Here is a 24,585-nt window from a genome sequence, read left to right on the forward strand (position 1 = left end):
TCAGCCGAAGAGCGCGCTGACCGACTCCCCGTTGTGGATCCGGCGCATCGCCTCGGCCAGCGCGGGCGCCACCGAGAGGACCTCCAGCTTCGGCACCCGCTTCTGCGCCGGAATCGGCACCGTGTTGGTGCAGACGATCTCCAGCACGCCGTCCTGCTCGCCGAGCCGTTCCAGCGCCCCGCCGGAGAACAGGCCGTGGGTGCAGGCGAGCCGGATCGAGCGCACCTTGAGTTCGCGCAGGTGGGCCATCAGCTCGATGACCGTGCTGCCCTTGGCGATCTCGTCGTCCAGGACGATCACGTCCCGGTCGGCGACGTCGCCGATCACCGTACTGATCTTGACCCGGTCGTCGCTGAACCGCTGCTTCGCGCCGGCCGCGACCGGGGTGCCGAGCATCCGGGCGAAGGCCGCCGCCTCCTTGGCGTTGCCCAGGTCCGGCGAGACCACGACGGTGTTGCTCAGGTCGTAGCGACGGAAGTGGGTGGCCAGCTCGCGCAGCGCGTGCAGATGGTCGACCGGGACGCTGAAGAAGCCGTGCACCTGCGGTGAGTGCAGGGTCAGCGCGAGCACCCGGTGCGCGCCGGCGGAGGTGAGCAGGTCGGCGACGAGCCGGCCGCCGATGGAGATGCGCGGGGCGTCCTTCTTGTCCGACCGGGCGTACGCGTAGTGCGGCAGCACCACGGTGATCCGGCCGGCCGACGCGCCCCGGGCAGCGTCGATCATGAGCAGCAGCTCGACCAGGTTCTCCTGCACCGGCGGTACCAGGGGCTGGATCAGGAAGACGTCCCGCTCCCGGCAGTTCGCCTGCAACTGCACTTCCAGGCAGTCGTTGGCGAACCGGGAGACCCGCACGGGGTGCAACGGCACGTCGAGGTGGGCACAGATCTCGGCGGCGAGTTCCGGATGGGCGGTTCCACTGAACACGGCGATGTCACGCACGTCTCGACATCGTACGGCCGGCTCACCGGTTCTCCCGGCGCGACCTTCCCGGTACGGTGCCGCAATGACCGGAGAGTACGTCGCCGCCATCGACCAGGGCACCACCTCGTCACGGTGCATCGTCTTCGACCGGGCCGGGGAGATCGTCTCCGTCGCCCAGCGGGAGCACCGACAGATTTTCCCCCAGCCGGGCTGGGTGGAGCACGACGCCGAGGAGATCTGGACCAACGTCCAGCAGGTGGTGCGGGACGCGCTGGAGGACGCCGGGACCGGCCCGGAGGGGCTGGCCGCGGTGGGCATCACCAACCAGCGGGAGACCACCGTCGTCTGGGACCGGACCACCGGCCGCCCGGTGGCCAACGCGATCGTCTGGCAGGACACCCGCACCGGCCCGCTGCTGCGCGAGCTGGCCCACTCGTACGGGGAGCAGCGGCTGCGCGAGCGGACCGGGCTGACCCTGGCCACCTACTTCGCCGGCCCGAAGCTGCGCTGGCTGCTCGACAACGTCGACGGGCTGCGCGAGCGCGCCGAGCGGGGCGAGGTGCTCTTCGGCACCATGGACAGCTGGCTGATCTGGAAGCTGACCGGGCGGCACGTCACCGACGTGACGAACGCCAGCCGGACCATGCTGATGGACCTGGAGACCCTCGACTGGGATCCGGAGCTGCTGGAGGCGATGCGGGTGCCGGCGGCGATGCTGCCGGAGATCCGTTCCTCGGCCGAGGTGTACGGCAACGGCGACGGGCTGCTGCCCGGGGTGCCGGTGGCCAGCGCCCTCGGCGACCAGCAGGCCGCCCTGTTCGGCCAGACCTGCTTCCAGCCGGGCGAGGCGAAGTGCACCTACGGCACCGGCAGCTTCCTGCTGCTCAACACCGGGGCCAGTCCGGTCCCCTCCTCGCACGGCCTGCTCACCACGGTCGCCTACCGGATCGACGGGCATCCGGCCGCGTACGCCCTGGAGGGGGCGATCGCGGTGACCGGGTCGCTGGTGCAGTGGCTGCGCGACAACCTGGGGGTGATCTCCTCCGCCCCGGAGGTGGAGGAGCTGGCCCGCACGGTCGACGACAACGGCGGCTGCTACGTCGTGCCGGCCTTCTCCGGGCTCTTCGCGCCGCACTGGCGCAGCGACGCCCGAGGGGTGATCGCCGGGCTGACCGGCTACATCACCAAGGGGCACCTGGCCCGGGCGGTGCTGGAGGCGTCGGCCTGGCAGACCCGCGAGGTGGTCGACGCGATGAACGCCGACTCGGACGTGGCGCTGCGCCGGCTGCGGGTGGACGGCGGGATGACCGCCAACGGTCTGCTGATGCAGTTCCTCGCCGACGTCCTCGACGTGCCGGTGGTCCGCTCCCGGATCACCGAGACCACCTGCCTCGGCGCGGCGTACGCGGCCGGGCTGGCGGTCGGGTTCTGGCCGGACCTGGCCACGCTGCGCGCCCAGTGGCGCTCCGACGCCCAGTGGGAGTCCACCATGACGCCGGAGCACCGGGAGCGGGAGCTGCGCCAGTGGCGCAAGGCCGTGCAGCGCACCCTCGACTGGGTGGACTGATCAGGCCCAGCGGTTGCCGGTCAGCTTCTCGTAGACGTCGACGTAGCGGGCCCGGGTCGCCTCGACCACCTCGGCGGGGACCTCGGGCGCCGGGCCCTGCTTGTCCCAGCCGCTGCCGGTGGCCCAGTCCCGCACGTACTGCTTGTCGTAGGAGAACTGGGCCCGCCCCGGCTGGTACGACTCGGCCGGCCAGAACCGGGACGAGTCGGAGGTGAGCAGCTCGTCGCCGATCGTCAGGGTGCCGTCGGCCGCCCAACCGAGCTCGATCTTGGTGTCGGCGACCAGGATGCCCCGGTCGGCGGCGAGTTCCGCGCCCCGGCGGTAGACGTCGATGGTGATCTGCCGCAGCCGCTCGGCGGTCTCGCCGCCGACCTTGTCCACCACCTCGGCGAAGGTGATCGGCTCGTCGTGCTCGCCCACCGGCGCCTTGGTCGACGGGGTGAAGATCGGCTCGGGCAGGATGGACGCCTCGACCAGGCCACGCGGCAGTTCGACCCCGGAGACCTTGCCGGTGGCCTGGTACTCCTTGAGTCCCCCGCCGGTCAGGTAGCCGCGCGCCACGCACTCCACCGGCACCATGTCCAGCCGGCGGCAGCGGATCGCCCGGCCGGCGAACTCGGCGGGCACGTCGGTGGCCGAGATGACGTGGTTCGGCACCAGGTCGGCCAGCTGCGCGAACCACCAGAGCGACAGGGCGGTGAGCAGCTTCCCCTTGTCGGGGATGGGCGTCGGCAGCACCACGTCGTAGATCGAGATGCGGTCGGAGGCGACCAGGATCAGGTCGTCGCCGTCGGCGTAGACGTCCCGGACCTTGCCCGAGTGCAGAAGTTCCACGCGCCCTAGTACACCACGCGGCCCCGGGACGCCCGGTGCGGCCACCGGGCCTCCCGCCGTCCGGCGCCCGCTACGGCCCCGGGCGCGTGGGCCACGTCCCGGCCGCGCGACGTTGACACCCGGGCGCGGAGCCTGCGTGAATGGTCCGAACTCGTCCAGCGTCGCCCAGGAGCGCACCGTGCCCGCTGCCCGCCCCTCGCCGTCCCGGCCCGGCGCCGACCCGGCCCGGCGGCGGCTGCTCGGCGCGCTGCTCGCGGTGCCGGCGCTCGCCACCGGCGGGCTCACCGGCTGCCGCGCCGAGGTCGCCGACGCGGTGGACGACGGCCCGATCGAGCTGTCGGTCTTCTGGTACGGCACGGCCCGGCGGGCCCAGGCCACCGAGCGGGCGTTGCGGCTCTACTCGGACCGCAACCCCCGGGTCACCTTCCGGGTGACCTGGCAGGGCGCGGCCGGCTACTACGACCGGATCGCCACCCAGGCCGCCGGCGGCAACGTGCCGGACCTGTTCCAGCTCGACGACGGCATGCTGACCGAGTACGCGCAGCGCGGCATCGCCCTCGACCTCGGCCCGTACGTCGCCGGCGGCCGGCTCGACCTGCGTGGCCTGCCGCCCGGGCTGGCCGCCTACGGCACGGTGGACGGTCGGACCGTCGGCGTCCCGGCCGCGCAGACCCACCCGGTCGTGGTCTACAACCGGGACCTGCTGCGCCGGCTCGGGATGCCCGTCCCGACGATCATGCCGTGGGCCGAGTACCTCGACTGGGCCGCCCGGGTGACCCGGGCCAGCGGCGGGCGGGTCGCCGGCACCATGGACCCCTCCGGCGACCAGCGGGCCCTCTGGCTGTGGCTACGCGGCCAGGGCGGCAAGTTCTACCAGGGCCGGCAGCTCGGCTTCGACTCGACGGCGTTGGTGGACTGGTTCGAACTCTGGCAGCGCGCCCGGCTGGACCGGGCCACCCCGGCCGCCGCCCTGGTCGACCGCGCCGACTCGGGCGACCCGGCGCGGCAGCTCGTGGTCACCGGGCACACGGCCGCCTCGTTCGCCTGGTCCCACCAGCTCCCCGAGTTGCAGCGCCACACCGACGACGAGTTGGGGCTGGCCGGCTTTCCCGGCCCGGCGGCCGCCCAGTGGGACCAGGCCTCGATGTACTGGGCCGCCTTCCAGGGCACCCGGCACCCGGCGGTGGTGGCGGACGTCCTCAACTTCCTCACCACCAGCGTCGAGGTGGGCCGGATCCTCGGCATCGAACGAGGACTCCCGGCCGCCGTCGCGGTACGGGAGGTCGTCACCGGGGCCCTCGACGATCCGGCCGCGAAGCGCGTCGCCGCCCTGGGATTGACCCTGCGCGACCTGGTCGGCCCCGCCCCGGCACCACCGCCCAAGGGGCACGGCCGGGTGCGTACCCTGCTCGCCGCCTCGGCCCGGACGATCCGCAACGGAGACGCCGGGGTACGCGCGACCACCGCGAAGTTCATGGCGCAGGCGCAGGCGGCGCTGGCCGGTTGAGATCGACCGGTGCGCCGCCCGCCCGCGTGCCGTACGGACCACCCGGTCAGCGCGGCGGGCCGTTGCGGCGGTTGCGCATCATCCGCAGCACCAGCAGGACGATCACCACGACCACCCCGAGGCAGCAGAGCAGGCCGAGGAAGCCGAAGCCACCGCCCCGGGACCTACGCCGCGCGGCCTCCACCACCAGCTCGCCGGTGCCCGTGGAGGCCCAGGCCGCGACCGGCACGAAGACCGAGAGCACGACCGCACCGAGGACCGTGCTCAGCCGGCCCCACCACCTGTTCAGAGAAGACATGCCCTCATCTTGACCGAGGAGGGCAACCGGGGCACGCCGGACGGGCGGGCAGATACTCGACCGGGGCGGCCGAAGACCCCACGCGGAAGGCCCCGGAGCAGGGCTCCGGGGCCTTCCGTCACGAGTAGCGGGGACAGGATTTGAACCTGCGACCTCTGGGTTATGAGCCCAGCGAGCTACCGAGCTGCTCCACCCCGCGTCGGCTCCATAAGCTTAGCGCACCTGCGGCACGGAGATCAGCCGGGTCCCCGGATCCCTCCCGCACCCCTCCGACCAGGCGCGACGCCACTTCCCTGGCGCTGCCCCCGCCCACCACCGGTTGCGGCGTGTCGCGGTATCCCGGCCGGACGACATCGCGACACGCCGCAGCGGGCGGCGGCAGGGCGGACAAAGGCGAACGGCCCGAGGATCAGATCCTCGGGCCGTTCGTCGTGGTAGCGGGGACAGGATTTGAACCTGCGACCTCTGGGTTATGAGCCCAGCGAGCTACCGAGCTGCTCCACCCCGCGTCGGCTCGTTAACCGTAGCCTACGGACCCCCGGGCCCGCAAAAGCGGGCCCGGGCCGCTCAGTCCCACCAGGTCCGGATCGCCTGCACCGCCCGACGGCTGTCCGCGTCCACCTGCGACCTCGGGCTGGAACTGCCCTCCCAGCCCTGTTCCCAGAGCACCGTCACCACGTCGCCGATCCGGATCGCGCGGATCAGTCGCACCTCCTCGTCACCGGTCGGCTCGTCGTTGGCGTCCAGGAAGGGCTTGCGCATCTCGAACAGCACCGACTCGTCGCCGTACCCACCGTCGGGGAGCAGCTTCTGCCGGGACGTCACCGAGCCGATCTTCTGCTCGGGGCAGCCCTGCACGGCGGCGCGCACCTCGTCCAGCGCGTCGTCGGCCCGGCCGGACCGGTAGATGGTGATGCTGTGCCGGTACAGCCCGTCCGGGACGTAGCCCTCCGGGGTGGTGGCCAGCTTGAACGGCACCGCCCGCACCCGCTGCCGGAGGACGCCGGAGCCACCCGGCTCCGCTCCGCAGAGCCTCGGCAGCACCGGACCGTCGGTGAACCCGGCGCCCGCGCCGGTGTCGTTCGCCGCCGCCAGGGCGAAGAAGGCCGCGTCCGGGATCGAGGTCGGCGTCCGGGCGGACGGACCGCCACCGGTCGGCGGTGACGTCGACGCGGACGGGGTCGTCCGCGACGGCAGGGCGCTCGGGGTGGACGACACCGACGGGGCGGACGCCGGGTCGCTCGGCGCCGGCGACACCGACGGCGGGACCGGCGGGCCGGCGGGCGGACCGACCGGGGTGCCCGGACCGGCGGTGAGGACGAACCGGGTGCCCACCGCCGTCCCGCCGACCAGCGCCGCCAGGGCCAGCACACCCACCGCCGCCCGGGTCCGCGCCCGACGGTCGGCGTGCCGGCGGACGACGTCCGGCGAGGCGAGGCCACGCGGATCGGTGTCCTCGGCGAGCGATCGATAGAAACCGTTCAGTTCACGCGACATCGTTGACCTCCAGCTCCTCGGAGGTGACACCGGGCAGCAGCTCGGCCAACCTCGACCTGCCCCGGGACAGCCAGGACTTCACGGTGCCGGTGGGCACCCGCGTCTCACGGGCGATCTCCTCCACCGGCATGTCGAACAGGTAGTGCAGGGCCAGCGCCTGGCGCTGGTTGGGCGGCAGCTGCCGCAGCGCGCCGACCAGCAGGACGGTGTCCTCGCCGGGTGGTCGCACGTCCTGGGGTGGCCCGGTGCGGCTCATCGCCGTACGCCAGCCCTTCAGGCGCCGGAACCGGTCGGCGGCCAGCCGGCTGACCACCAGCCGCAGCCACGCCTCCGGCGCCGGATGGGTGGCCAGCTTCCCCCACTGTCGCCAGGCCCGGGCGTACGCCTCCTGCACGAGGTCCTGGGCCTCGCCGTGGTCGCCCGCCACCGCGTGGCCGTACCGGAGCGTCCGTGGTGACGTGCTCCGGTAGAACTCGTCGAAACTCTGTGCGTCCCTCATACCGCCACCACGCCTCCCCGTATGGTCCCCCCTGCTGAGGAGACGGCGCAGGGGGCCGGCAGGTTGCGGTCGTCCGGTCACGAAGACGACGAGCCCGCGACCTGCCGACCGGGGACGGTCGTCGGGTCGCGGGCTCGGCCGGTCCGCGGGTGGGCCCGCCGGGGTCAGCCGCTCGGTGTGGGCGAGGGCGTGCCGGACGGGCTGCCGCTCGGCGTCGGGCTCGCGCCGCCGGCCGGCGAGGCCGCCTGCTGGGCCTGCTGGAACGCGGTCATCGCCTCGTCGAGGGCCTTCAGGGCCCGCCCGTACCGCTCGAAGTCGCCGGACGCCTGCGCGGCCTTGACCTCGGCGATGGCCGTCTGCACCCGCTGCGCCGCGGTGGCCAGCTCGCCGGTCAGCGGCGGCGGGTTGACGCCGCCGGGAGGGGGCGGCGGGGTGCCGCCCGGGGGCGGGGTGCCGCCGCCGGGGGCGGCCCGCTTGCCCTGGTCGACGAGCTGTTTGATGCCGTCGGTGATGTTGTCGGCCAGCACGACGTACGAGCCGCCGTCGCCGTACGAGAGCAGCACCTTCTGCAGCAGCGGGTACGCGTCCTGCTGGTTGCTCTTGACGTAGACCGGCTCGACGTACAGCATCCCGTCGCCGAACGGCAGCGAGAGCAGGTTGCCGTACTGCACCTGCGCCTGGTTGGACGAGAGCAGGTTGAGCTGCTGCCGGATGTTGGCGTTGTTGGTCATCTGCTGGTGCACCTGCACCGGCCCGGAGATCCGGGTCTGGTCCGGCAGCTCCAGCACCTCCAGCTTGGGCTGCCCGTCGACGTACGACCCGGAGATCAGCGCGGCGAGGTTCTGCCGGCCGTTCGGGGTGACCGCGGCGGTGAGCTGGAACCGGGGCGCCTCCTGCCCGGGGAACTGGGTGAACAGGTAGTACGGCGGCTGCTTCTGCCCGCTGTCCGGCGCGTCCGGCACGTTCGGCACCTGCCAGAAGTCCTGGCCGGAGTAGAAGTCGCCGGGGTCGGTGACGTGGAACTTGGTGAGCAGGTTGCGCTGCACCTTGAACATGTCGGCCGGGTAGCGGAAGTGCTCGGCCAGCTCGGCCGGGATGGCGTTCTTCGGCAGCACCAGGTCACCGCCGAAGGCCTTGTTCCACGCCTTGAGCACCGGGTCGCTATCGTCGAACTCGTAGAGGCGCACCGTGCCGTCGTACGCGTCGACGGTGGCCTTCACCGAGTTGCGCATGTAGTTGACGTTCTCCCGGGCCAGCTGGAAGGTGCCCCGGTTGGTCAGCTCGTCGGCGGTCTCGGTCTGCAGGTTGACCCGCTCGGCGTACGGGTAGGTCGCCGCCGTGGTGTAGCCGTCGATGATCCACTGGACCCGGCCGCCCACCACCGCCGGGTAGGGGTCGCCGTCGACGGTGAGGAAGGGCGCGACCTTCTCCACCCGGTCGCGCGGGTTGCGCACGTAGAGCAGCCGGGAGTTGTCGTTGACCGCCTCGGAGAGCAGGAAGTTCGACTCCTGCTCCTTGATCGCGTAGAGCAGCCGGCGGGTGAACGAGCCGATCTCGACGCCGCCCTCACCGGTGTAGGTGTAGTACTGCTCGCCGCCCGCCTCCGTGGTGGGCCGGTCGAACTCGGCGTTGCGGCCCTCCCCGGCCTGCCCGACGATGGCGTAGTCGTCGGCGCCCATCCGCTCGCCGTAGTAGATCCGCGGCTGGCTGGCCGGGATCTGCTCGGCCTGCGAGGAGCACGCCTCCTGGGCCTTCTCGCCGAGGAAGCCGGAGACGAAGTACGGCTGACCACCGCAGACCACCTGGTTGGCCGGGGCCGCGACGAGCCCGTACCCGTGGGTGTAGACGGTGTGCTTGTTGATCCAGTTGCTCTGCTGGTCGGTCAGCTCGTTGTAGTTGATCTCACGGACGCCGACCACGTAGTCGGAGGTCTTGTTCGCCACCGAGTACCGGTCGATGTCGAGCTTCGGGCCGAAGTCGTAGAAGCCCCGGACCTGCTGGAGCTGGGTGTACGTCTCGGAGACCAGCTGCGGGTCGAGCAGCCGGACGTTCGGCACCACCGCGGTGTCGGAGGCCAGCGTCGCAGGTGGGACCAGGTTGCTCGCCGCGTACCCGGTGGTCTTCGTGTCGACCAGGCCGAACGCGGCACGGGTGGCGGTGATGCTGCGCTCGATGTACGGCGCCTCCTTGTCCCGGGCGCTCGGCTTGACCTCGAAGGTCTGCACCGCCCACGGGTAGATGCCGCCGATGGCGACGGCGGAGACGCCGAGCAGGGCCAGCGAGATGCCCGGCCAGACCAGGTTCCGCATCACCGCGTTGGAGAACACGATGATCGCGATCGCGACCACCACCGAGATGTAGGCCAGGATCTCCTTGGCCGGCAGCAGCGCGTTGACGTCGGCGTAGCCGGCGCCGTAGAGCTTGGCCCCCTCGTTGTACTCCAGCAGCATCGCCCGCCGGTCCAGCACGTACGCGACGGCCTTGAGCAGGACGAAGACGGCGACGAGCGTGCTGAGGTGGGCCCGCGCGGCGTTTGTCATCCGGTCGCCGACGCCCTGCAACCGGACGCCGCCGAAGATGTAGTGCACGGCGAGCGCGCCCAGCAGGGCGAGCACCACGGCGGTGAAGCCGACCCCGAGCAGGTAGCGCCAGAAGGGCAGCTGGAAGACGTAGAAGCCGACGTCGACGCCGAACTCCGGGTCCTTGACGCCGAAGTCGCCGCCGTTGCGGAAGAGCAGCCACTGGTTCCACCGGCTCTGCGCCGAGAGCCCGGCGAAGAGGCCGAGCACGACCGCGGTCAGGGCGATCCAGGTGCCGATCCGGGGGCTGATCAGCATCCGGTACCGCTCCAGGGTGGCCTGCTCCAGCGAGTGCGGCCGCAGTTGCGGGCGCAGCCGGTACGCCAACCAGAGGTTGCCGCCGACGAAGAGCGCCATCGCCACGCCGATGGTGAGGAAGAGCAGCAGGCGGGTCACCAGCACGCCGGTGAAGACCTGGGTGTACCGGACCTCCTCGAACCAGAGCCAGTCCGTCCACGCCTGGACGCCCCAGCCGAGCAGGGTGAAGAGCACGAACACCCCCACCAGGACACCGATGGTGACGCGTCCGCGCCGACTCATCCTCGGCAGGGGGCTGCTACGCATGACCACTGTTGGCTCCGCACGCTCGATGTGATCGGCTCCGGACAGGCACCCAGAGTACGGGGTGTTCCTGAACGTGTCGGGTCACCCTCATGCCGGCTTGCACAGCGTCGGTTGCCCACCCGCGCGCAGGGTCTCCAGCGCGGTCAGCGCCTCGTCCAGCGAACCGACCCTGATCAGGGGCAGGTCGGGCTGTGGATTGCGGACCGCCTCGGCGCAGTTGTCGGCCGGCACGAGGAAGACGTCCGCCTTGGCCTCCTTCGCCCCGACCAGTTTCTGCGCGATGCCACCGATCGGCCCGACCCGGCCCTCGTCGTCGATGGTGCCGGTGCCGGCGACGACCTTCCCGCCGGTGAGGTCGGCCGGTTCGAGCTTGTCGACGATGCCGAGCGCGAACATCAGCCCGGCGCTCGGCCCGCCGATGTTGTTGAGGTCGATCTTGAGGTTGAACGGGTGCGGCTGACGCTGGTCGGGCACCAGGCCGATCCGGGGCCGGCCGTCCTGCTCCCGGCTGGTCACGGTGGCCGTGCCGGCCACCCCGTCGCGGGTGTAGCCGATCCTCAGCGCGGTGCCGGCCGGCTTGCCCCGGACCAGCTCGACCAGCTTGGTCGCGCTGGTGACCTTCGCCCCGTCGACCGTGGTCACCACGTCACCGGCCTTGAGCACGCCCTGCGCCGGGCCGTCCGCGGCGACCTCCTTGACCACCACCTCGACCGGGTAGCCGAGTTCGACGAGCGCGGCGGTCTCGGCGCTGCTCTGCGAGTTCTGGAAGTCCTCGGCGTTGCGCTTCTCCACCTCCTCCTGGCTCTCCCCCGGCGGGTAGACCAGCTCGCGGGGGACCACGGCCTCGTCGTCGGAGAGCCAGCCGGCGATCGCCGCGCGCAGCTTGACCGTGGGCTGCACGCCCACGGTGGTCATCCGCAGCTGGCCGGCGGAGGTGGACGTCGCCCGCCCGGTCACCTGGATGACCTCCTTGCCGTCGGAGGTGCCGAGGGTGTCGACGGTCGGCCCGGGGCCGAGCACCACGTACGGGATCGGGGCGCCGAGCACGCCGATGCTGAGCAGGGTGGTGAGCAGAGCACCGAGGAGGACGGTCACGCCGCGACGTCTCATGCGGCAGAGCGTACCGAGCGGGGCACGCGGGGCCGGGTGGCCGACGCGGACTTCGCCCTCAGCGCAACGCCAGCGGCGGCTACCTGGGGCGCGGCGCGCGTACCGTAGACGTCGTGCCTGATATTCCGTTCGGTTTCGCGCTCCCGGGTGGGCAACCACCAGACCCCAACGATCCCGCGCAGATGCAGCAGTTCATGTCGCAGTTGCAGCACCTGCTCTCCGCGTCGGGCAGCGGGCCGGTCAACTGGGACCTGGCCCGGCAGGTGGCGGCGAGCCAACTCGCGGCCACGGGCGACCCCATGCCGTCGCCGTACGAGCGGCACGCGGTGGAGGAGGCGCTGCGGCTCGCCGACCTCTGGCTGGAGCCCGCCTCCGACCTGCCCTCGGGCATCCGTACCTCGGTGGCCTGGAACCGCAACGAGTGGATCTACAAGACCCTCGACGTCTGGCGCAAGCTCTGCGACCCGGTGGCCAGCCGGATGGTCGGCGCGATGGGCGACCTGGTGCCGCCGGAGGCGCGGGCCCAGCTCGGCCCGATGCAGTCGATGGTGGCCACCCTCGGTGGCGCGCTCTTCGGCGGGCAGCTCGGCCAGGCGCTCGGCTCGCTCGCCGCCGAGGTGCTCTCGGCCGGCGACATCGGCCTGCCGCTGGGCCCGGCCGGCACGGCCGCGCTCGTCCCGGCCAACATCAAGTCGTACGGCGACGGCCTGGAGCTGCCCGAGGACGAGGTGCGCCTCTACGTCGCCCTGCGCGAGGCGGCCCACCAGCGGCTCTTCGAGCACGTCCCGTGGCTGCGTGGGCACGTGCTGACCGCGGTGGAGAACTACGCCTCCGGCATCCGGGTCAACCGGGAGGCGATCGAGGAGGCGATGGGTCGGGTCGATCCGACCGATCCGGAGTCGATGCAGGCGATCGCCCTGGAGGGCATCTTCACGCCGGAGGACACGCCCGCGCAGAAGGCGTCGCTGGCCCGGCTGGAGACGGTGCTCGCCCTGGTCGAGGGGTGGGTCTGCCACGTGGTGGACAACGCCGCCGGTGAGCGCCTGCCCAACGTGGTCCGCCTCGGTGAGGCGTTCCGTCGCCGCCGGGCGGCCGGCGGGCCGGCCGAGCAGACCTTCGCCGCGCTGGTCGGGCTGGAGCTGCGGCCGCGCCGGCTGCGCGAGGCGTCGGCGCTCTGGGCGGCGCTCACCACGCACCGGGGCATCGCCGGGCGGGACGCGGTCTGGGGTCACCCCGACCTGCTCCCCTCGGACGACGACTTCGCCGACCCGGTGGCCTTCGCGACCCGGTCGACCGACCTCGACGACGAACTGGCGAACTTCGACTTCACCGCCCCCGGCGCCCCGGAGGAGAAGGCCCCCGGCACCGAGGACGACTCCGGCGACGACCGGTCCTGAGCACGGACCACCCGGCCGGGCCGCGCACCGCGCGCGCCCGGCCGGCGTCGTCCGTCGGGCACTCCACCGGTCGTCGCTCGCGACGTCGCCGTCACGAACCACGACGTCCCGATCAGCGCTGGTGGGACGGGCCGGAGCCGGTGAGGAGGGCGCGGGTGGTCTCCCAGCCCTCGACGGCGGGGTCGAGGGCGGCCAGGTCCGCCGGGCCACGCAGGCGCCGCCAGGCAGGGGTGACCGCCACGTCGCCCGGGGCCGGGGCCGCCCGGCGCACGTCCGCCGGGACGGCGGCGTCCAGGTCCAGCGCCGGCAACCAGTCGGGTACGGGCAGCCGCGCCGCCACCCCGAGCAGGCCGGGGCCACCGCCGTCGACCGGGGCGACCGCGACCGGCCGGCTGGTCAGCGGGCGGAGCAGCTTGCCCAGGGTCAGGCCCGGCAGGTCCGGGGCGTCGGCGGCGAGCACGGCCGCCTGGTCGTACCCGGTCAGCGCCGCGAGGACGGCGTTCACGGTCGGCTCGGGCACCTCGTGGATCGCGGTGCCGGGCCAGACCACCGCCTCGGCCAGCCACCGGTCGGCCGGCGTCACGGCGACCGCGGTCTCCACCTCGGTCAACGTGGCGAGCAGATCCACCACGTCCTCGGCCAGGGCGGCACGCCAGTCCGCCGGGTCGACCCCGGGCGGCGACCAGGCCACCGGGGCGAGCAACGCCACCACCACTCGTCGGACCACGACCCGACCCTAGCCCGCTCCGTCCCGGCCCGCCGCCACGGATCGCGCCGGCCCGGCCGTCGGCAGCGCGTGCCTCAGCCGGGCAGCGGTACGGCGGAGGCGGCGGCGACGCCCTCCAGGTAGCCACGGGCCCGCTCGGTCTTGGCGTACCGCCCGACGAGTTCCCAGAAGCGGGCGTTGTGGCTCGGCACGATCAGGTGCGCCAGCTCGTGCAGCAGCACGTAGTCGAGGACCCAGTCGGGCATCTCCTGGAGCCGGTGCGAGATGCGGATGCTCCGGTCGGCCGGGGTGCAGGACCCCCACCGGCCGTTCTGGTTGGTGACCCAGCGGACGCTGGCCGGCAGCGCGTCCGCGCCCTGGTCGGCGAGGTAGAGGTTGATCAGGCGCAACGCCCGGTCGAGCAGCTCGGTGTCGGAGCGGGCCAGCCGCCCCTCACGGGCGGCGAGGCGGGCCAGCATCCGGTCGACCCACTCGCTCTCCTCGGCCCGGGAGAACTGGTCGGGGATGAGCACCACGACCCGCTCCCCGTCGCGGTAGGCGGACACCGTCCGTCGCCGGCGCTGACTGCGCCGTACCTCGACGACAGGCTTCCGCGCCCCAGCCATCAGTGGGCCGCGCAGCCCTGGTTTGCTGCCACGATGGAAAGCTAATGCGTACTGACCAGGGGTCCGCAAGGGTCAACACGGCGACACGCGCCCGGAAAATGGTGGTTGGACGCCGAGCGTCCCGAAAAAATCTGCAGATGACCATGTCGGGACAACCCGGTCACCCCCGATGGGCGGCCGGGCCGACTCCGGGCCCTGCCCTCCACCGTAGAAGATCACGCTGTGTCGTGCCGCTCCGGCCCCCACTCGGGTCGTTCGTGCGGCTTCGCCCGGCGTGTCCCCGGCAAACTGACTGATCCCACCTATTTCGGCATGCACACTCTCGACGTCGACTTCCTCACAGTGTCGATGCACAGCTGACATGGAACTGCCCAGACCTGGGTAGGGTCCGCCAACCAGCGGTCACGTCGGTGGCCGCCAGAACGACCCGACGCCGCGGCCCACGTGGCCCGCCGTCGGGAAACCGCCGGGCCGGCTCGCCCGGCGGACGAGACGAGGAGGACTACCGTGGCCGACCAGGCCCAGACCTACAACGGTTACTGCGTCAAGTGCAAGGAGAAGCGGGACTTCGAGGGACACGTCGAGGTGTCGAAGACCGGGATGAACATGGCCAAGGGCAAGTGTCCGGTGTGCGGCACAACAGTGAACCGCATCCTGGGCAAGGCCAAGGTCTGACCCGACCGGCGTACGGGGGCAGGGGCGACCGTCGGTCGCCCCTGCCCCCGTACCGTCTCCGGGCCGGCCCCGACGCCGCCGCCTGCCCGCCCGAGCAGCACCGACGGCGCTGTCGGCTGCCCGACAGGAGCTACCGGCCGGTTGTGGACAACGCGCGATTTCCTGTGGATAACCCTGGGTAGGGCCCCGCGCACCTGTGGACAACGATCGACGGACAGCTCCGACACGGTCACGATTCGTCGTCATGAGCACGCCTCCCGTCGCCCTGGCCCGCCCGACACTGCTGCCCGGCCTGACCCGGCTCTGGCGTGACCGGCACACCCTGCAACTCGGCCTGGACCCCGGCCGCGCCGTCCTGGTGGAGGTCGCCGATCCCCGCGCGGCCCGGCTGCTCGACCTGCTCGACGGCAGCCGCAGCGAGCGCGCCGTCCTGACCGACGCGTCCCTGCGGGTCGGCCCCGACGCGGCCCGCGCCCTGCTCGACGCGCTGCGGGCCGCCGGCCTGGTCGTACCCGCGCACACGCTGCTCCCCCGCGATCTCACCGGCCCGGCGCGGACCCGGCTCACGGCGGAGGCCACCGCCCTGGCGCTGGCCTCGCCCACGCTGCCCGGCACACCGGCGCAGGTGCTCCGCCGCCGACGGGCCGCCCGGGTCGTGGTGACCGGCGCCGGCCGGCTCGGCGGGCCGGTCGCCGTCGCGCTGGCCCAGGCGGGGGTCGGACACGTGGCGCCGGAGCTGACCGGGACGGTGCACCCCGGCGACCTCGTCGGGACCGGGCTCGGCGGGACAGACGTGGGCCGCCCGCTGGCCGGCGCGCTGCGCACGGCGATCACCCGGGCCGCCCCCGGCACGGTCACCCGGTCACCCGGTCGTGGGCGGGTCGAGCTGGTGGTCCACCTCGGCGCGGACCGCCCGGCCGCGCTGCTCGCCGCCGGGTACGCCCGGCGTCGCCAACCGCACCTGCTGCTCGGCCTGCGTGAGGGCGTACCGGTGATCGGGCCGCTGGTCCGCCCACCGGTCGGCCCCTGCCTACGCTGCCTGGACCTGCACCGCGTCGACCGGGACCCGGGTTGGCCGGCGCTCGCCGCCCAGCTCGCCACCGATCCGGCCGACCAGGCGTGCGGCACCGCCACCCTGCTCTGCGCCGTCGGGTACGCCGTCGGCGAGGCACTCACCCAGCTCGACGGCGGCACCCCGGAGACGCTGGGCTGTGCCGTCGAGATCGGCGCGGCCGGCCGGTTCCGGCGGCGGATCTGGCCGCCGCACCCCGCCTGCGACTGCTTTGGACGGCGGCGCTGAGGGGGACGGCGGGGGCCAGCCCGGCTCTGGAGCAGCCGCGGGCCCCCGAAGTCGGTAACAATGACCGGGTGACCGACATCCCGCGCCGGGCCGTGTCCCGCACCGCCAAGCTCGCCGCTCTGCCGCTCGGCTTCGCCGGCCGGACCGTCCTCGGCATGGGTAAGCGTGTCACCGGGCTCGCCTCCGACGTCATCTCCGCCGAGATCCAGCAGCGCACCGCCGAGCAGCTGTTCAGCGTCCTCGGGCAGCTCAAGGGCGGTGCGATGAAGTTCGGCCAGGCGCTGTCGGTGTTCGAGGCGGCCCTGCCGGACGAGATCGCCGCCCCGTACCGGCAGGCGTTGACCAAGCTCCAGGAGGCCGCGCCGCCGCTGCCGGTGGCCAGCGTGCACAAGGTGCTCACCGAGCAGCTCGGGCCGGACTGGCGGGACCGGTTCGTCGAGTTCGACGACACCCCGGCCGCGGCGGCCAGCATCGGGCAGGTGCACCGGGCGCTCTGGCAGGACCCGGAGACCGGCGAGGCGCGGGCCGCCGCGGTCAAGATCCAGTACCCGGGCGCGGGCGAGGCGCTGCTGGCCGACCTCAAGCAGCTCTCCCGACTCGGTGGGATGTTCCGCGCCATCCAGCCCGGGCTGGACGTCAAGCCGCTCCTGGTCGAGCTGCGGGAGCGGATCACGGAGGAACTCGACTACGAGTTGGAGGCCGAGTCGCAGCGCGCCTTCGCCGCCGCGTACGCCGACGACCCGGAGATCTTCATCCCGGCGGTGTTCCACTCCGCCCCCCGGGTGCTGGTCACCGAATGGATCGAGGGCACGCCACTGGCCGACATCATCCGCGAGGGCACCGAGCAGCAGCGCGACGAGGCGGGTCGGCTGATGGCGATCCTGCACCTGTCCGCCCCGCCCCGGGCCGGGCTGTTGCACGCCGACCCGCACCCGGGCAACTTCCGGCTCCTGCCCGACGGGCGGCTCGGCGTGATCGACTTCGGGGCGGTGGCCCGGATGCCGGAGGGCACCCCGGAGCCGATCGGACGGCTGGCCGGGCTGGCCCTGCGCGGTGAGGCCGACGCGGTGGTCGCCGGGCTGCGCGAGGAGGGCTTCGTCAGCCAGACCGAGGCGATCGACGCGCAGGCGCTGCTGGACTACATCCGCCCGATGCTCGCCCCGGTCGCCGAGGAGGAGTTCCGCTTCACCCGGGCCTGGCTGCGCTCCGAGGCGACCCGGCTGGCCAGCCCGAAGTCACCGGCGTTCCAGTTGAGCCGGCAGCTCAACCTGCCGCCGTCGTACCTGCTCATCCACCGGGTCACGCTGGGCTCCATCGGGGTGCTCTGCCAACTGGAGGCCAAGGCGCCGTACCGGGGCATCCTCGAGCGGTGGCTGCCCGGCTTCGCGCCGGTGGCCTGACCACGACGAACGCCGCGGGGGCGGTGACCGGAAGTCCGGTCACCGCCCCCGCGTACTGGGTAGGGATCTAGAGAACGCCCAGGTCACGCGCCGACTGGTTACGGCTCTTCATCGCGACGGTACGGGCGGAACGGGTTGCCTCAGTGCTCGTGGTGGTACGACCGGCCTGAGGCCGTCGCATTCGGGCACGGGACAACGCTTCGTGGAGTAGTTGCATCTCGGTTCCGTTCGGCAGGTGCAGCATCATCGATTTCTCTTCTCAGGAGCCGGTGTGGGGCACCGGCGGGGACGTGTGGATCGGGAAGTTGTCAGGCAGCCAGCCGGACCGCGTCACGCTTGGGGGCCACACCACTGGCCACCAGGCGCGCCTCGGCCTCGACCCGGAGGGCGGCGTCGCGGGCGAGGTCCTCCTTGCGCGGACGGCCACGGGGCCGCTTGCGCGGGACGACCGCGCCACGCTCGAAGATCTCGCCGCCCCAGACGCCCCAGGGCTCGGCCCGCTCGACCGCGCCGGCCAGGCACTCGACGCGCAGCGGGCAGTCCCCGCAGAGCGACTTGGCCAGTTCCAGCTCGGCCGGCTGGTCGGAGAACCACAGGTCGGGGTCGAACTTCCGGCAGGGCAGGTTCGCCTCCACCTCGACACTCACGTCGAGCGGGGCCAACGCCAGACTCATCACCCGGTCACCTCTCTCTCACATCGATCTCGTGGATCGCTCTTCCGACGTACGGCGGGACAAAAAACTGAGGCCGCGGATCCCGGTTTACGGGTTCCGCGGCCTCGAGGTGAGCCGGTGGTCTGTGGTTCAGACCGGTCTACCTCGAGGTGGAACACCGCGGACATCCGTGCGCTTCTCGACACCGATGCCCATGCCCGTGAAGCCACTGGTGCCATCGATTCCGGTGACGGGCGCGACGGTCAGGGTCAGCTCGGCCTGGACCCGGACCTGGTGCACCTGCGGAACCGACGGTCGCGTGGCGGCAAGGGCCACCCGGACAGCCGACAGCGGAGCGCAGGCAGCTGGCATCGCCGCCGGACGCTCATAGGTGAAGATCTCCATTGGTGCCACCTCCCTGACTCTCCTCGTGCCGACTCGGTCTCCACCCCGTGAGCAGCCGGAATGGCGCCGCTCGCGAGGTGTGCCCTGAGGCTATTCCTCGCCCCGGGGCGAGGGCAAACGAATTTACGACGAGATTTCGAAAGTTTTCTCCGGGGCGATGTCGTCCACCGCCGCGCCGCCCACCAGCGCCAGCACCGCGTCGCCGTAGAGGCCCAGCTTGCGGGGGCCGATCCCGGCGATCGCGACCAGCTCCTCGGTCCGCCCGGGACGCCGCTCGGCCAGCGCGGTCAGCGTCGCGTCGGTGAAGACCACGTACGCCGGGACCTTCTGCGCGCCGGCCACCCGGGCCCGCCAGTCGCGCAGCCGCTCGTACAGCTCCTCGTCGATGTCGGACGGACAGGTGGGGCAGCGCCCCAGCTTGCGGTCCGGGCCGGCGAGCAGGGTCGCGCCGCAGATCCGGCAGGAGACCACCTGGGTGCGCCGACGCTCCACACCGGCCCGGCGCGCCGCCACGCCACCGCCGGCCCGCTCACCACCGCCGGAGCGATCCAGCTGCGGCAGGAACCGGCACGGCCGCCGGGCCCGCCCGCCCGGCGAGCGCGCCGAGGCGTACGACAGCCAGAGCCACTGGCGGGCCCGGGTGATCCCGACGTAGAGCAGCCGGCGCTCCTCCTCGACCTGCTCCGGGGTGCGCGCGTACGTGGTGGGCAGGGTGCCCTCGGAGAGCCCGACCAGGAAGACCGCGTCCCACTCCAGCCCCTTGGCCGAGTGCAGCGAGGCGAGGGTCACCCCGTCCACCGTCGGCACGTGCTGCTGGGCGGCCCGGCGGGCCAGTTCCTCGTTGAAGTCCGACAGGGTCACCGGGCGCTCCACCGCGGCGGCCTCGCCGATCGGCAGCACCTCGGGCGTGGCCGCGTACTCGTCGGCGAGCTGGACCAGCGCGGCCAGCGCCTCCCAGCGCTCCCGCGCCGCGCCCCCGGCCGGGGCGGCGTCCGGGGCCCAGCCGACCGCCGCGAGCGCCTCGCGCACCGCGACCGGCAGCGGGGTCTCCCCCGGGATCGACCGGGTGGCCGCCCGCAGCGCCACCATCGCCTGACGCACCTCGACCCGCTCGAAGAAGCGCTCCGCGCCCTGCACCACGTACGGCACACCGGCCTCGGTGAGCGCCTTCTCGTACGCCTCGGACTGCGCGTTGGTCCGGAACAGCACGGCGATCTCCTTCGCCGGCGTGCCCCCCTCGACCAGCACCCGGCACCGGGCCGCCACGGCGTTCGCCTCGGCCGGCTCGTCGGTGAAGATCCGCAGCTCCGGCTCGGGGCCGGGCGGGCGCTGCCCGTGCAGTTCCAGGCGCAGCCGCGCCTCGGCGCCCCGGGCCTGGCCGATCACCGCGTTGGCCAGCCCGACCACCTGCGGGGTGGAGCGGTAGTCCCGGACCAGCCGGACCACCGTCGCGTTGCGGTGCCGGCGCGGGAAGTCGACCAGGTACGACGAGGTGGCCCCGGTGAACGAGTAGATGGTCTGGCTGGCGTCGCCGACCACGGTGACGTCGTTGCGGCCGCCCAGCCACGCCTCCAGCAGCCGCTGCTGCAACGGGTTGACGTCCTGGTACTCGTCGACCACGAAGTGCCGGTACTGGCCGCGCACCTGCTCGGCGACGTCGGGGTGCTCCTCGATCCCCCAGACCGCCGCGCGCAGCATGTCCTCGAAGTCGATCACTCCGTTGGCGCGTTTCAGCCGCTCGTACGCGGCGAAGACGTCGGCCACCTTCGCCGGCTCGTACGGCGTCTCGCGCAGCGCCTTGGCCGCGGCCACGACGTACTCCCCCGGCTCGACCAGCGACGACTTGGCCCACTCGATCTCACCGGCCAGGTCACGGGCGGCGGCCCGGTCGGCGCGCAGCCCGACCTTGGCCGCGGCCAGGGTGACCACCCGCACCTTGCTGTCCAGCAGCTCGGGCATGGCCCGGCCGTCGAGCAGCCGGGGGGCGAAGTAGCGGACCTGGCGCAGCGCGGCCGCGTGGAACGTCCGCGCCTGCACACCCTGCACCCCGAGCACGGTGAGCCGGCTCCGCATCTCGGCGGCGGCGCGGGCGGTGAAGGTGACCGCCAGGACGTGCCGGGCGGAGATCTCCCCGGTCAGGGCGCGGTGCGCGATCCGGGAGGTCACCGCGCGGGTCTTGCCGGTGCCGGCGCCGGCCAGGATGCAGACCGGGCCGGCCGGGGCGGTCACCGCCGACCGCTGCTCCGGATCCAGTCCGGCGAGCACGAGTTCGGCCGCTGAGTGAACCACCACAACGAGGAATCATCTCAGCTCGCGGTGATGTTGCAGCGATTAGCCTGGCCTGATCGGTGCCGGGCGGATCGACCCTGGGAGGACCTGACCATGCTGACGATGTATTCCACCTCGTGGTGCGGCTACTGCCACCGGCTCAAGTCGCAGCTCGACCGGGAGGGCATCGGGTACGAGGTCATCGACATCGAGAAGGACCCGAAGTCGGCCGAGTTCGTGATGAGTGTCAACGGCGGCAACCAGACCGTCCCGACCCTGCGCTTCGCCGACGGCAGCGCCCTGACCAACCCCTCGATCACCCAGGTCAAGCAGCACCTCGCCACCATCTCCACCTGACCCGCACCCCCGCACCCCCGCACCCCCGCCCGTCGATCATGAAGTTATTGCCAGCTCTCTCGGCGTGTCGCGGCGATAACTTCATGATCGACGAGCGACTCCGGGGAGCGGCGGGGGGACGGGAGCAGTGGGGACGGGGGCGGCGGGGTGGGTGCGGTGGGTGGCAGGGGAGCGGGCGGGGAGAGGCGGCGACCGCGCCAGAGCCAGGCCCCGGCGGCGGTGGTGATCACCCCGACGACCACGAAGAGCACCCGGTAGTCGAACACGCCGACGAGCAGCGCGCCGGCCCCGATCGAGAGCGCCTGCGGACCGCTGACCAGCGCCTCCGACGCCGCGGTCACCCGGCCCAGCAGCCCCGGCGGGGTGCGCCGCTGCACGAGCGTGTTCAGCCCGACCATGGTCAGCGGCAGCGACACCCCGGCCAGCAGCAGCGCGAGCACCCCCAGCCGCAGGTCCGGCCAGGCCAGCGCCAGCGCGGCCGGACCGAAGAAGGTCACTCCGGCGGCGAGCGCCCCCACCTCGCCGACCCGACGCACCACGGCGGGTGAGAGCAGGCCGCCGACCAGCCCGCCGACCCCCTGCACGGTGACCAGCACCCCCACGAACGCGGCGTCGCGGCCCAGCCCCAGGTCGACGTACGCGAAGATCAGCGACTCGCTGAAGCCCATCACGAGCGAGCCCAGCCCGTAGCCCAGCAGGGCCCGGCGCAACGCCGGCTCGCCCGCCAGGTGGCGCAGCCCCACGCCCAGCTCCGCCGGCCAGCGCAGGGTGGCCGCCGCCGGCTCGCCCTCCTGCGTACGCAGCAGCCCCACCACGGCGGCGGCGCTGACGAACCCGACCATCGCCAGCGTGGCCAGCAGCCAGCCGCCGACCGCCGCGTACAGGGCCGCACCGGCGAGCGGGCCGCCCAGCCGCAGCCCCTGCCGGACGGTCTGCAACGCCCCGTTCGCCTCGGCGAGCAGTTCGCTGGGCACCAGTTGCCGGATCAGGCCGCTGAGGGTCGCGCTGAGCGTCAGGTAGGACAGCCCGTACAGGGCGGCCACCACGTAGATGATCCACACGTCGCCCCGGTCCCGGACGGCGAAGAGCGGGGTGAGCAGCATGGCGGTGCCGAGGTTCGCGGCCACGAAGAACGGGCGGCGACGGTACCGGTCGACGACCCAGCCGACCAGCGGCGCCATCGTCATCGGCGCGATGATCGCGAAGATGGTCGCCCCGGCCAGGCCGTCCGAGCCGGTCAGGTCCTTGACCCAGATGGCGAGCGCGAGCAGCAGGATGGACTCGGCGGCCATGCTGGCCAGCAGCGCGCCGAAGAGCAGTCGGAAGTCGGGACGGCGCAGGACGGTGCGCATGGGGGTTCCCTCCGCGGGGGTGGCGCCCGGTGGGCGCGGTCTGGAGGAGGTGTGGCCGGTCCGGTCATCGTCGTCCGGGCCGCTGGCACTTTCCACAGTCCTCTTTTTGTCTCGTGACACGCCCTCGTCGGGGACCCCCGACGGCGGTCGCGCGTCCATACTGACCGTGGGGGGCGAATTTCATACAGTTACCGTCGCGTCCGCGGCGGTCTACGGAATCGAGGACACCCGTGCCTCCTGCCGTACCGAGCCCGATCCTGCGCCGACGCAGGCTCGGCACCGAACTGCGCCGCCTGCGCGAGGCGGCGGGGCTCACCGGCGACCAGGTGATCGATCGGATCGGCTGGGCGTCGGCGTCCAAGCTGTCCCGACTGGAGAACGGGCGCAGCCGGCCCGACCCGGACGACGTGGCCGTCCTGCTGGAGCTCTACGGGGCGGACCCGGACCAGCGGGCGGAGCTGATCACCATCGCCCACGAGGCCGGCGACATGCGCGGCTGGCGCAAGTCGTACCCGGTGATGACCCAGCAGCAGCTCGGCTGGGCGGAGATCGAGGCCGGCTGCGCGGAGATCCGGGAGTACAACCCGGTGCTGGTGCCGGGGCTGCTCCAGACGGCGGGCTACGCCCGGCTGCGGATCGTCTCGGCCGACCTGGCCGCCGCCGCGGCCGGCGACCCGGAGGCCGGCGAGGACCCGGAGACCGAGGTACGCGCCCGGCTGGCCCGGCAGTCGCTGCTGGACCGCTCCGACGGCCCCCGCTACACCGCCGTGCTGGAGGAGGCGGCGCTCGGCGAGCGGGCCGGCCCGGCCGAGGTGCGCCGGGAGCAGCTCGCCAAGCTCTGCGAGCTGGCGATGCTGCCCAACGTCACCCTGCACCTGCTGCAACGCACCACGGTGATCGGCGAGTTCTACCTGCCGCCGACCGCCTTCTCGCTCTACCGGTTCGCCGATCCGCAGGACCCGGAGACGCTGGCGATCGAAGGTGGCTTCATCGACGTCATGTCGCATGACGCAAATACTGTAAATCGCTATAAAGTGGCCTTCGAGTGGCTATGCTCGGCGGCGCTCTCCGCATCGGACACCCTCTCCTGGCTCTTCGAGGCGACGGGACGGCTGACCGACACGGCAGCCCCGTCCACGGCGGCCCACGGGTCGGCAGCGGCGCCGGCCCAGCGCCGCCGACCCACCGGGCGCCTGACGGAGCGGTGATCCACACCGGACCTCCGCCGGGGCCGGGCGACACCACTCGTCCCCATGGAGCAGTCCCAGGATCAGGAGCAGAACCATGAACGAGATCCGCAACACCGTCGTCGCCCGGCAGCTCGCCGACGCCCCCTGGCGCAAGAGCACCCGGAGCCAGACCTCGAACTGTGTCGAGGTCGCCCCGCTGGGCGCGACGGCCGTCGCGCTGCGGGACAGCAAGGACCCGAGCGGGCCGGTGCTGCTGTTCAACCGGGCCGGCTGGCTCGGCTTCATCAGCGGCGCGAAGAACGGGCAGTTCGATCTGAACTGATCCGGTGAGCGGGTGAGGGGCCGTCGGCGTGACGCCGGCGGCCCCTCGTCGTCCGCGTACCCACGACCGCCCTGACCAGGCATCGGATGATCGGACGACGCGCCGGACCGATAGTCGCGTTTCACTTGCTGGGATCGCCGGCAGGCGTAACATGACGTTTCAGTGACGTGGAAGTTCCACTCGGTACCCGTCCGTCGCGGTCCATCCGGAGACAGCCATGCGTTTCCTGATCGTTCGAACCGACATCCGCACCGCCGCCGACACCGACATCGCCGCCGCCTGGGCCGGCGGCGGCGTGCTCCGCGACGAGACGACCGCGCCGGAGTCCCGCCGCCAGATCGTGCACGCCGAGGACCGGGAGGCCGCGCTGCTGCTGGCCCGGGCGCTCGCCACGGTCGGCGCGGTCCGCTCCGGACGGCAACGGGTCAAGGTGCTGCCGCTCGACGAGCCGGCCCTCACCCGCCAGGAGTGCTGGGAGGCCACCGGCACCTGATCCGCACCGACGTCCGTCGTGGTCGGACCGGCTCCCCCGCCGCGTTCCTTCGCCCCATCCGCCAC

Annotated in this window: 23 protein-coding genes and 2 tRNA genes; 10 read left to right on the plus strand and 15 right to left on the minus strand. The window is 72.8% G+C overall.

Annotated elements, in window-relative coordinates; translation table 11 throughout:
- On the minus strand, positions 1 to 939 hold the full coding sequence (locus GA0070614_RS11260; RefSeq protein WP_088975903.1) for a ribose-phosphate diphosphokinase: 939 nt from the start codon (positions 937 to 939) through the stop codon (positions 1 to 3).
- Positions 940 to 1,003: 64 nt separating this feature from the next.
- On the opposite strand from GA0070614_RS11260, the gene glpK reads away from it, so the two are divergent.
- Positions 1,004 to 2,488: a glycerol kinase GlpK gene (glpK, locus tag GA0070614_RS11265; RefSeq protein WP_088975904.1), complete on the plus strand. Its 1,485-nt coding sequence runs from the start codon at positions 1,004 to 1,006 to the stop codon at positions 2,486 to 2,488.
- Here glpK and GA0070614_RS11270 read toward each other — a convergent pair whose 3' ends face one another.
- A complete protein-coding gene (locus GA0070614_RS11270) occupies positions 2,489 to 3,322 on the minus strand; it encodes a phosphoribosylaminoimidazolesuccinocarboxamide synthase (protein WP_088975905.1) in 834 nt (277 codons plus the stop codon).
- Between the two features lie 136 nt (positions 3,323 to 3,458).
- On the opposite strand from GA0070614_RS11270, the gene GA0070614_RS11275 reads away from it, so the two are divergent.
- The gene (locus GA0070614_RS11275) at positions 3,459 to 4,829 is read left to right on the plus strand and encodes an ABC transporter substrate-binding protein (protein ID WP_231933611.1); all 1,371 of its coding nucleotides are present in this window, start codon (positions 3,459 to 3,461) and stop codon (positions 4,827 to 4,829) included.
- Positions 4,830 to 4,875: 46 nt separating this feature from the next.
- Here GA0070614_RS11275 and GA0070614_RS11280 read toward each other — a convergent pair whose 3' ends face one another.
- The 7 genes from GA0070614_RS11280 to GA0070614_RS11310 form a co-directional block, all read right to left on the minus strand.
- Complete coding sequence (locus GA0070614_RS11280) at positions 4,876 to 5,127, minus strand: hypothetical protein (RefSeq protein WP_157744980.1); 252 nt, start codon at positions 5,125 to 5,127, stop codon at positions 4,876 to 4,878.
- A 125-nt stretch (positions 5,128 to 5,252) separates the two neighbouring features.
- Positions 5,253 to 5,326, minus strand: a tRNA-Met gene (locus GA0070614_RS11285).
- A gap of 233 nt (positions 5,327 to 5,559) precedes the next feature.
- A tRNA-Met gene (locus GA0070614_RS11290) sits at positions 5,560 to 5,636 on the minus strand.
- A 58-nt stretch (positions 5,637 to 5,694) separates the two neighbouring features.
- Positions 5,695 to 6,624 (minus strand): hypothetical protein, encoded by a 930-nt coding sequence (locus tag GA0070614_RS11295; protein ID WP_088975907.1) that lies wholly within the window; start codon positions 6,622 to 6,624, stop codon positions 5,695 to 5,697.
- On the minus strand, positions 6,614 to 7,123 hold the full coding sequence (locus tag GA0070614_RS11300) for a SigE family RNA polymerase sigma factor (protein ID WP_088975908.1): 510 nt from the start codon (positions 7,121 to 7,123) through the stop codon (positions 6,614 to 6,616). Before GA0070614_RS11300 ends, GA0070614_RS11295 begins: the two co-directional genes overlap by 11 nt.
- A 164-nt stretch (positions 7,124 to 7,287) precedes the next feature.
- Complete coding sequence (locus GA0070614_RS11305; RefSeq protein ID WP_172892416.1) at positions 7,288 to 10,266, minus strand: UPF0182 family membrane protein; 2,979 nt, start codon at positions 10,264 to 10,266, stop codon at positions 7,288 to 7,290.
- A gap of 87 nt (positions 10,267 to 10,353) precedes the next feature.
- Complete coding sequence (locus GA0070614_RS11310; RefSeq protein ID WP_172892417.1) at positions 10,354 to 11,376, minus strand: YlbL family protein; 1,023 nt, start codon at positions 11,374 to 11,376, stop codon at positions 10,354 to 10,356.
- A 113-nt stretch (positions 11,377 to 11,489) separates the two neighbouring features.
- On the opposite strand from GA0070614_RS11310, the gene GA0070614_RS11315 reads away from it, so the two are divergent.
- Complete coding sequence (locus GA0070614_RS11315; protein ID WP_088975911.1) at positions 11,490 to 12,773, plus strand: zinc-dependent metalloprotease; 1,284 nt, start codon at positions 11,490 to 11,492, stop codon at positions 12,771 to 12,773.
- Between the two features lie 112 nt (positions 12,774 to 12,885).
- Here the strand turns inward: GA0070614_RS11315 and GA0070614_RS11320 are convergent, their stop codons facing one another.
- Both GA0070614_RS11320 and GA0070614_RS11325 read right to left on the minus strand, forming a co-directional pair.
- Positions 12,886 to 13,500 carry a hypothetical protein gene (locus GA0070614_RS11320; protein ID WP_088975912.1) on the minus strand — a complete coding sequence of 205 codons (615 nt, stop codon included), beginning with the start codon at positions 13,498 to 13,500 and terminating at the stop codon, positions 12,886 to 12,888.
- Positions 13,501 to 13,574: 74 nt separating this feature from the next.
- Complete coding sequence (locus tag GA0070614_RS11325; RefSeq protein WP_088975913.1) at positions 13,575 to 14,105, minus strand: M48 metallopeptidase family protein; 531 nt, start codon at positions 14,103 to 14,105, stop codon at positions 13,575 to 13,577.
- 507 nt (positions 14,106 to 14,612) lie between these two features.
- Here GA0070614_RS11325 and GA0070614_RS30560 point away from each other — a divergent pair.
- From GA0070614_RS30560 to GA0070614_RS11335, 3 genes are all read left to right on the plus strand, one after another.
- Positions 14,613 to 14,780 carry a DUF5679 domain-containing protein gene (locus GA0070614_RS30560; RefSeq protein ID WP_007464795.1) on the plus strand — a complete coding sequence of 56 codons (168 nt, stop codon included), beginning with the start codon at positions 14,613 to 14,615 and terminating at the stop codon, positions 14,778 to 14,780.
- A gap of 244 nt (positions 14,781 to 15,024) precedes the next feature.
- Entirely contained in the window at positions 15,025 to 16,080 is a 1,056-nt protein-coding gene (locus tag GA0070614_RS11330; protein WP_088975914.1) for a hypothetical protein, read from the plus strand.
- 68 nt (positions 16,081 to 16,148) lie between these two features.
- The gene (locus tag GA0070614_RS11335) at positions 16,149 to 17,480 is read left to right on the plus strand and encodes an ABC1 kinase family protein (RefSeq protein WP_088975915.1); all 1,332 of its coding nucleotides are present in this window, start codon (positions 16,149 to 16,151) and stop codon (positions 17,478 to 17,480) included.
- A 308-nt stretch (positions 17,481 to 17,788) separates the two neighbouring features.
- Here the strand turns inward: GA0070614_RS11335 and GA0070614_RS11345 are convergent, their stop codons facing one another.
- From GA0070614_RS11345 to GA0070614_RS11355, 3 genes are all read right to left on the minus strand, one after another.
- Positions 17,789 to 18,154, minus strand: a complete 366-nt coding sequence (locus tag GA0070614_RS11345; RefSeq protein WP_088975917.1) for a WhiB family transcriptional regulator — start codon at positions 18,152 to 18,154, stop codon at positions 17,789 to 17,791.
- 129 nt (positions 18,155 to 18,283) lie between these two features.
- A complete protein-coding gene (locus tag GA0070614_RS11350) occupies positions 18,284 to 18,538 on the minus strand; it encodes a hypothetical protein (RefSeq protein WP_088975918.1) in 255 nt (84 codons plus the stop codon).
- Between the two features lie 123 nt (positions 18,539 to 18,661).
- A complete protein-coding gene (locus GA0070614_RS11355) occupies positions 18,662 to 20,830 on the minus strand; it encodes an ATP-dependent DNA helicase UvrD2 (protein WP_088975919.1) in 2,169 nt (722 codons plus the stop codon).
- Between the two features lie 90 nt (positions 20,831 to 20,920).
- Between GA0070614_RS11355 and GA0070614_RS11360 the strand changes: the two genes are divergently transcribed.
- The gene (locus GA0070614_RS11360; RefSeq protein ID WP_088975920.1) at positions 20,921 to 21,163 is read left to right on the plus strand and encodes a mycoredoxin; all 243 of its coding nucleotides are present in this window, start codon (positions 20,921 to 20,923) and stop codon (positions 21,161 to 21,163) included.
- 44 nt (positions 21,164 to 21,207) lie between these two features.
- Here the strand turns inward: GA0070614_RS11360 and GA0070614_RS11365 are convergent, their stop codons facing one another.
- The gene (locus GA0070614_RS11365; RefSeq protein WP_088975921.1) at positions 21,208 to 22,515 is read right to left on the minus strand and encodes an MFS transporter; all 1,308 of its coding nucleotides are present in this window, start codon (positions 22,513 to 22,515) and stop codon (positions 21,208 to 21,210) included.
- A gap of 230 nt (positions 22,516 to 22,745) precedes the next feature.
- Between GA0070614_RS11365 and GA0070614_RS11370 the strand changes: the two genes are divergently transcribed.
- The 3 genes from GA0070614_RS11370 (at position 22,746) to GA0070614_RS11380 (ending at position 24,520) form a co-directional block, all read left to right on the plus strand.
- On the plus strand, positions 22,746 to 23,723 hold the full coding sequence (locus GA0070614_RS11370; RefSeq protein WP_088975922.1) for a helix-turn-helix domain-containing protein: 978 nt from the start codon (positions 22,746 to 22,748) through the stop codon (positions 23,721 to 23,723).
- Positions 23,724 to 23,799: 76 nt separating this feature from the next.
- Positions 23,800 to 24,027 carry a DUF397 domain-containing protein gene (locus GA0070614_RS11375; RefSeq protein ID WP_088975923.1) on the plus strand — a complete coding sequence of 76 codons (228 nt, stop codon included), beginning with the start codon at positions 23,800 to 23,802 and terminating at the stop codon, positions 24,025 to 24,027.
- 217 nt (positions 24,028 to 24,244) lie between these two features.
- Positions 24,245 to 24,520, plus strand: coding sequence for a hypothetical protein (locus GA0070614_RS11380; RefSeq protein WP_088975924.1), 276 nt, complete (start codon positions 24,245 to 24,247; stop codon positions 24,518 to 24,520).
- Positions 24,521 to 24,585 lie beyond the last annotated feature (65 nt).

Origin of the sequence: Micromonospora coxensis, assembly GCF_900090295.1 — a bacterium.
GTDB classification, from domain to species: domain Bacteria; phylum Actinomycetota; class Actinomycetes; order Mycobacteriales; family Micromonosporaceae; genus Micromonospora; species Micromonospora coxensis.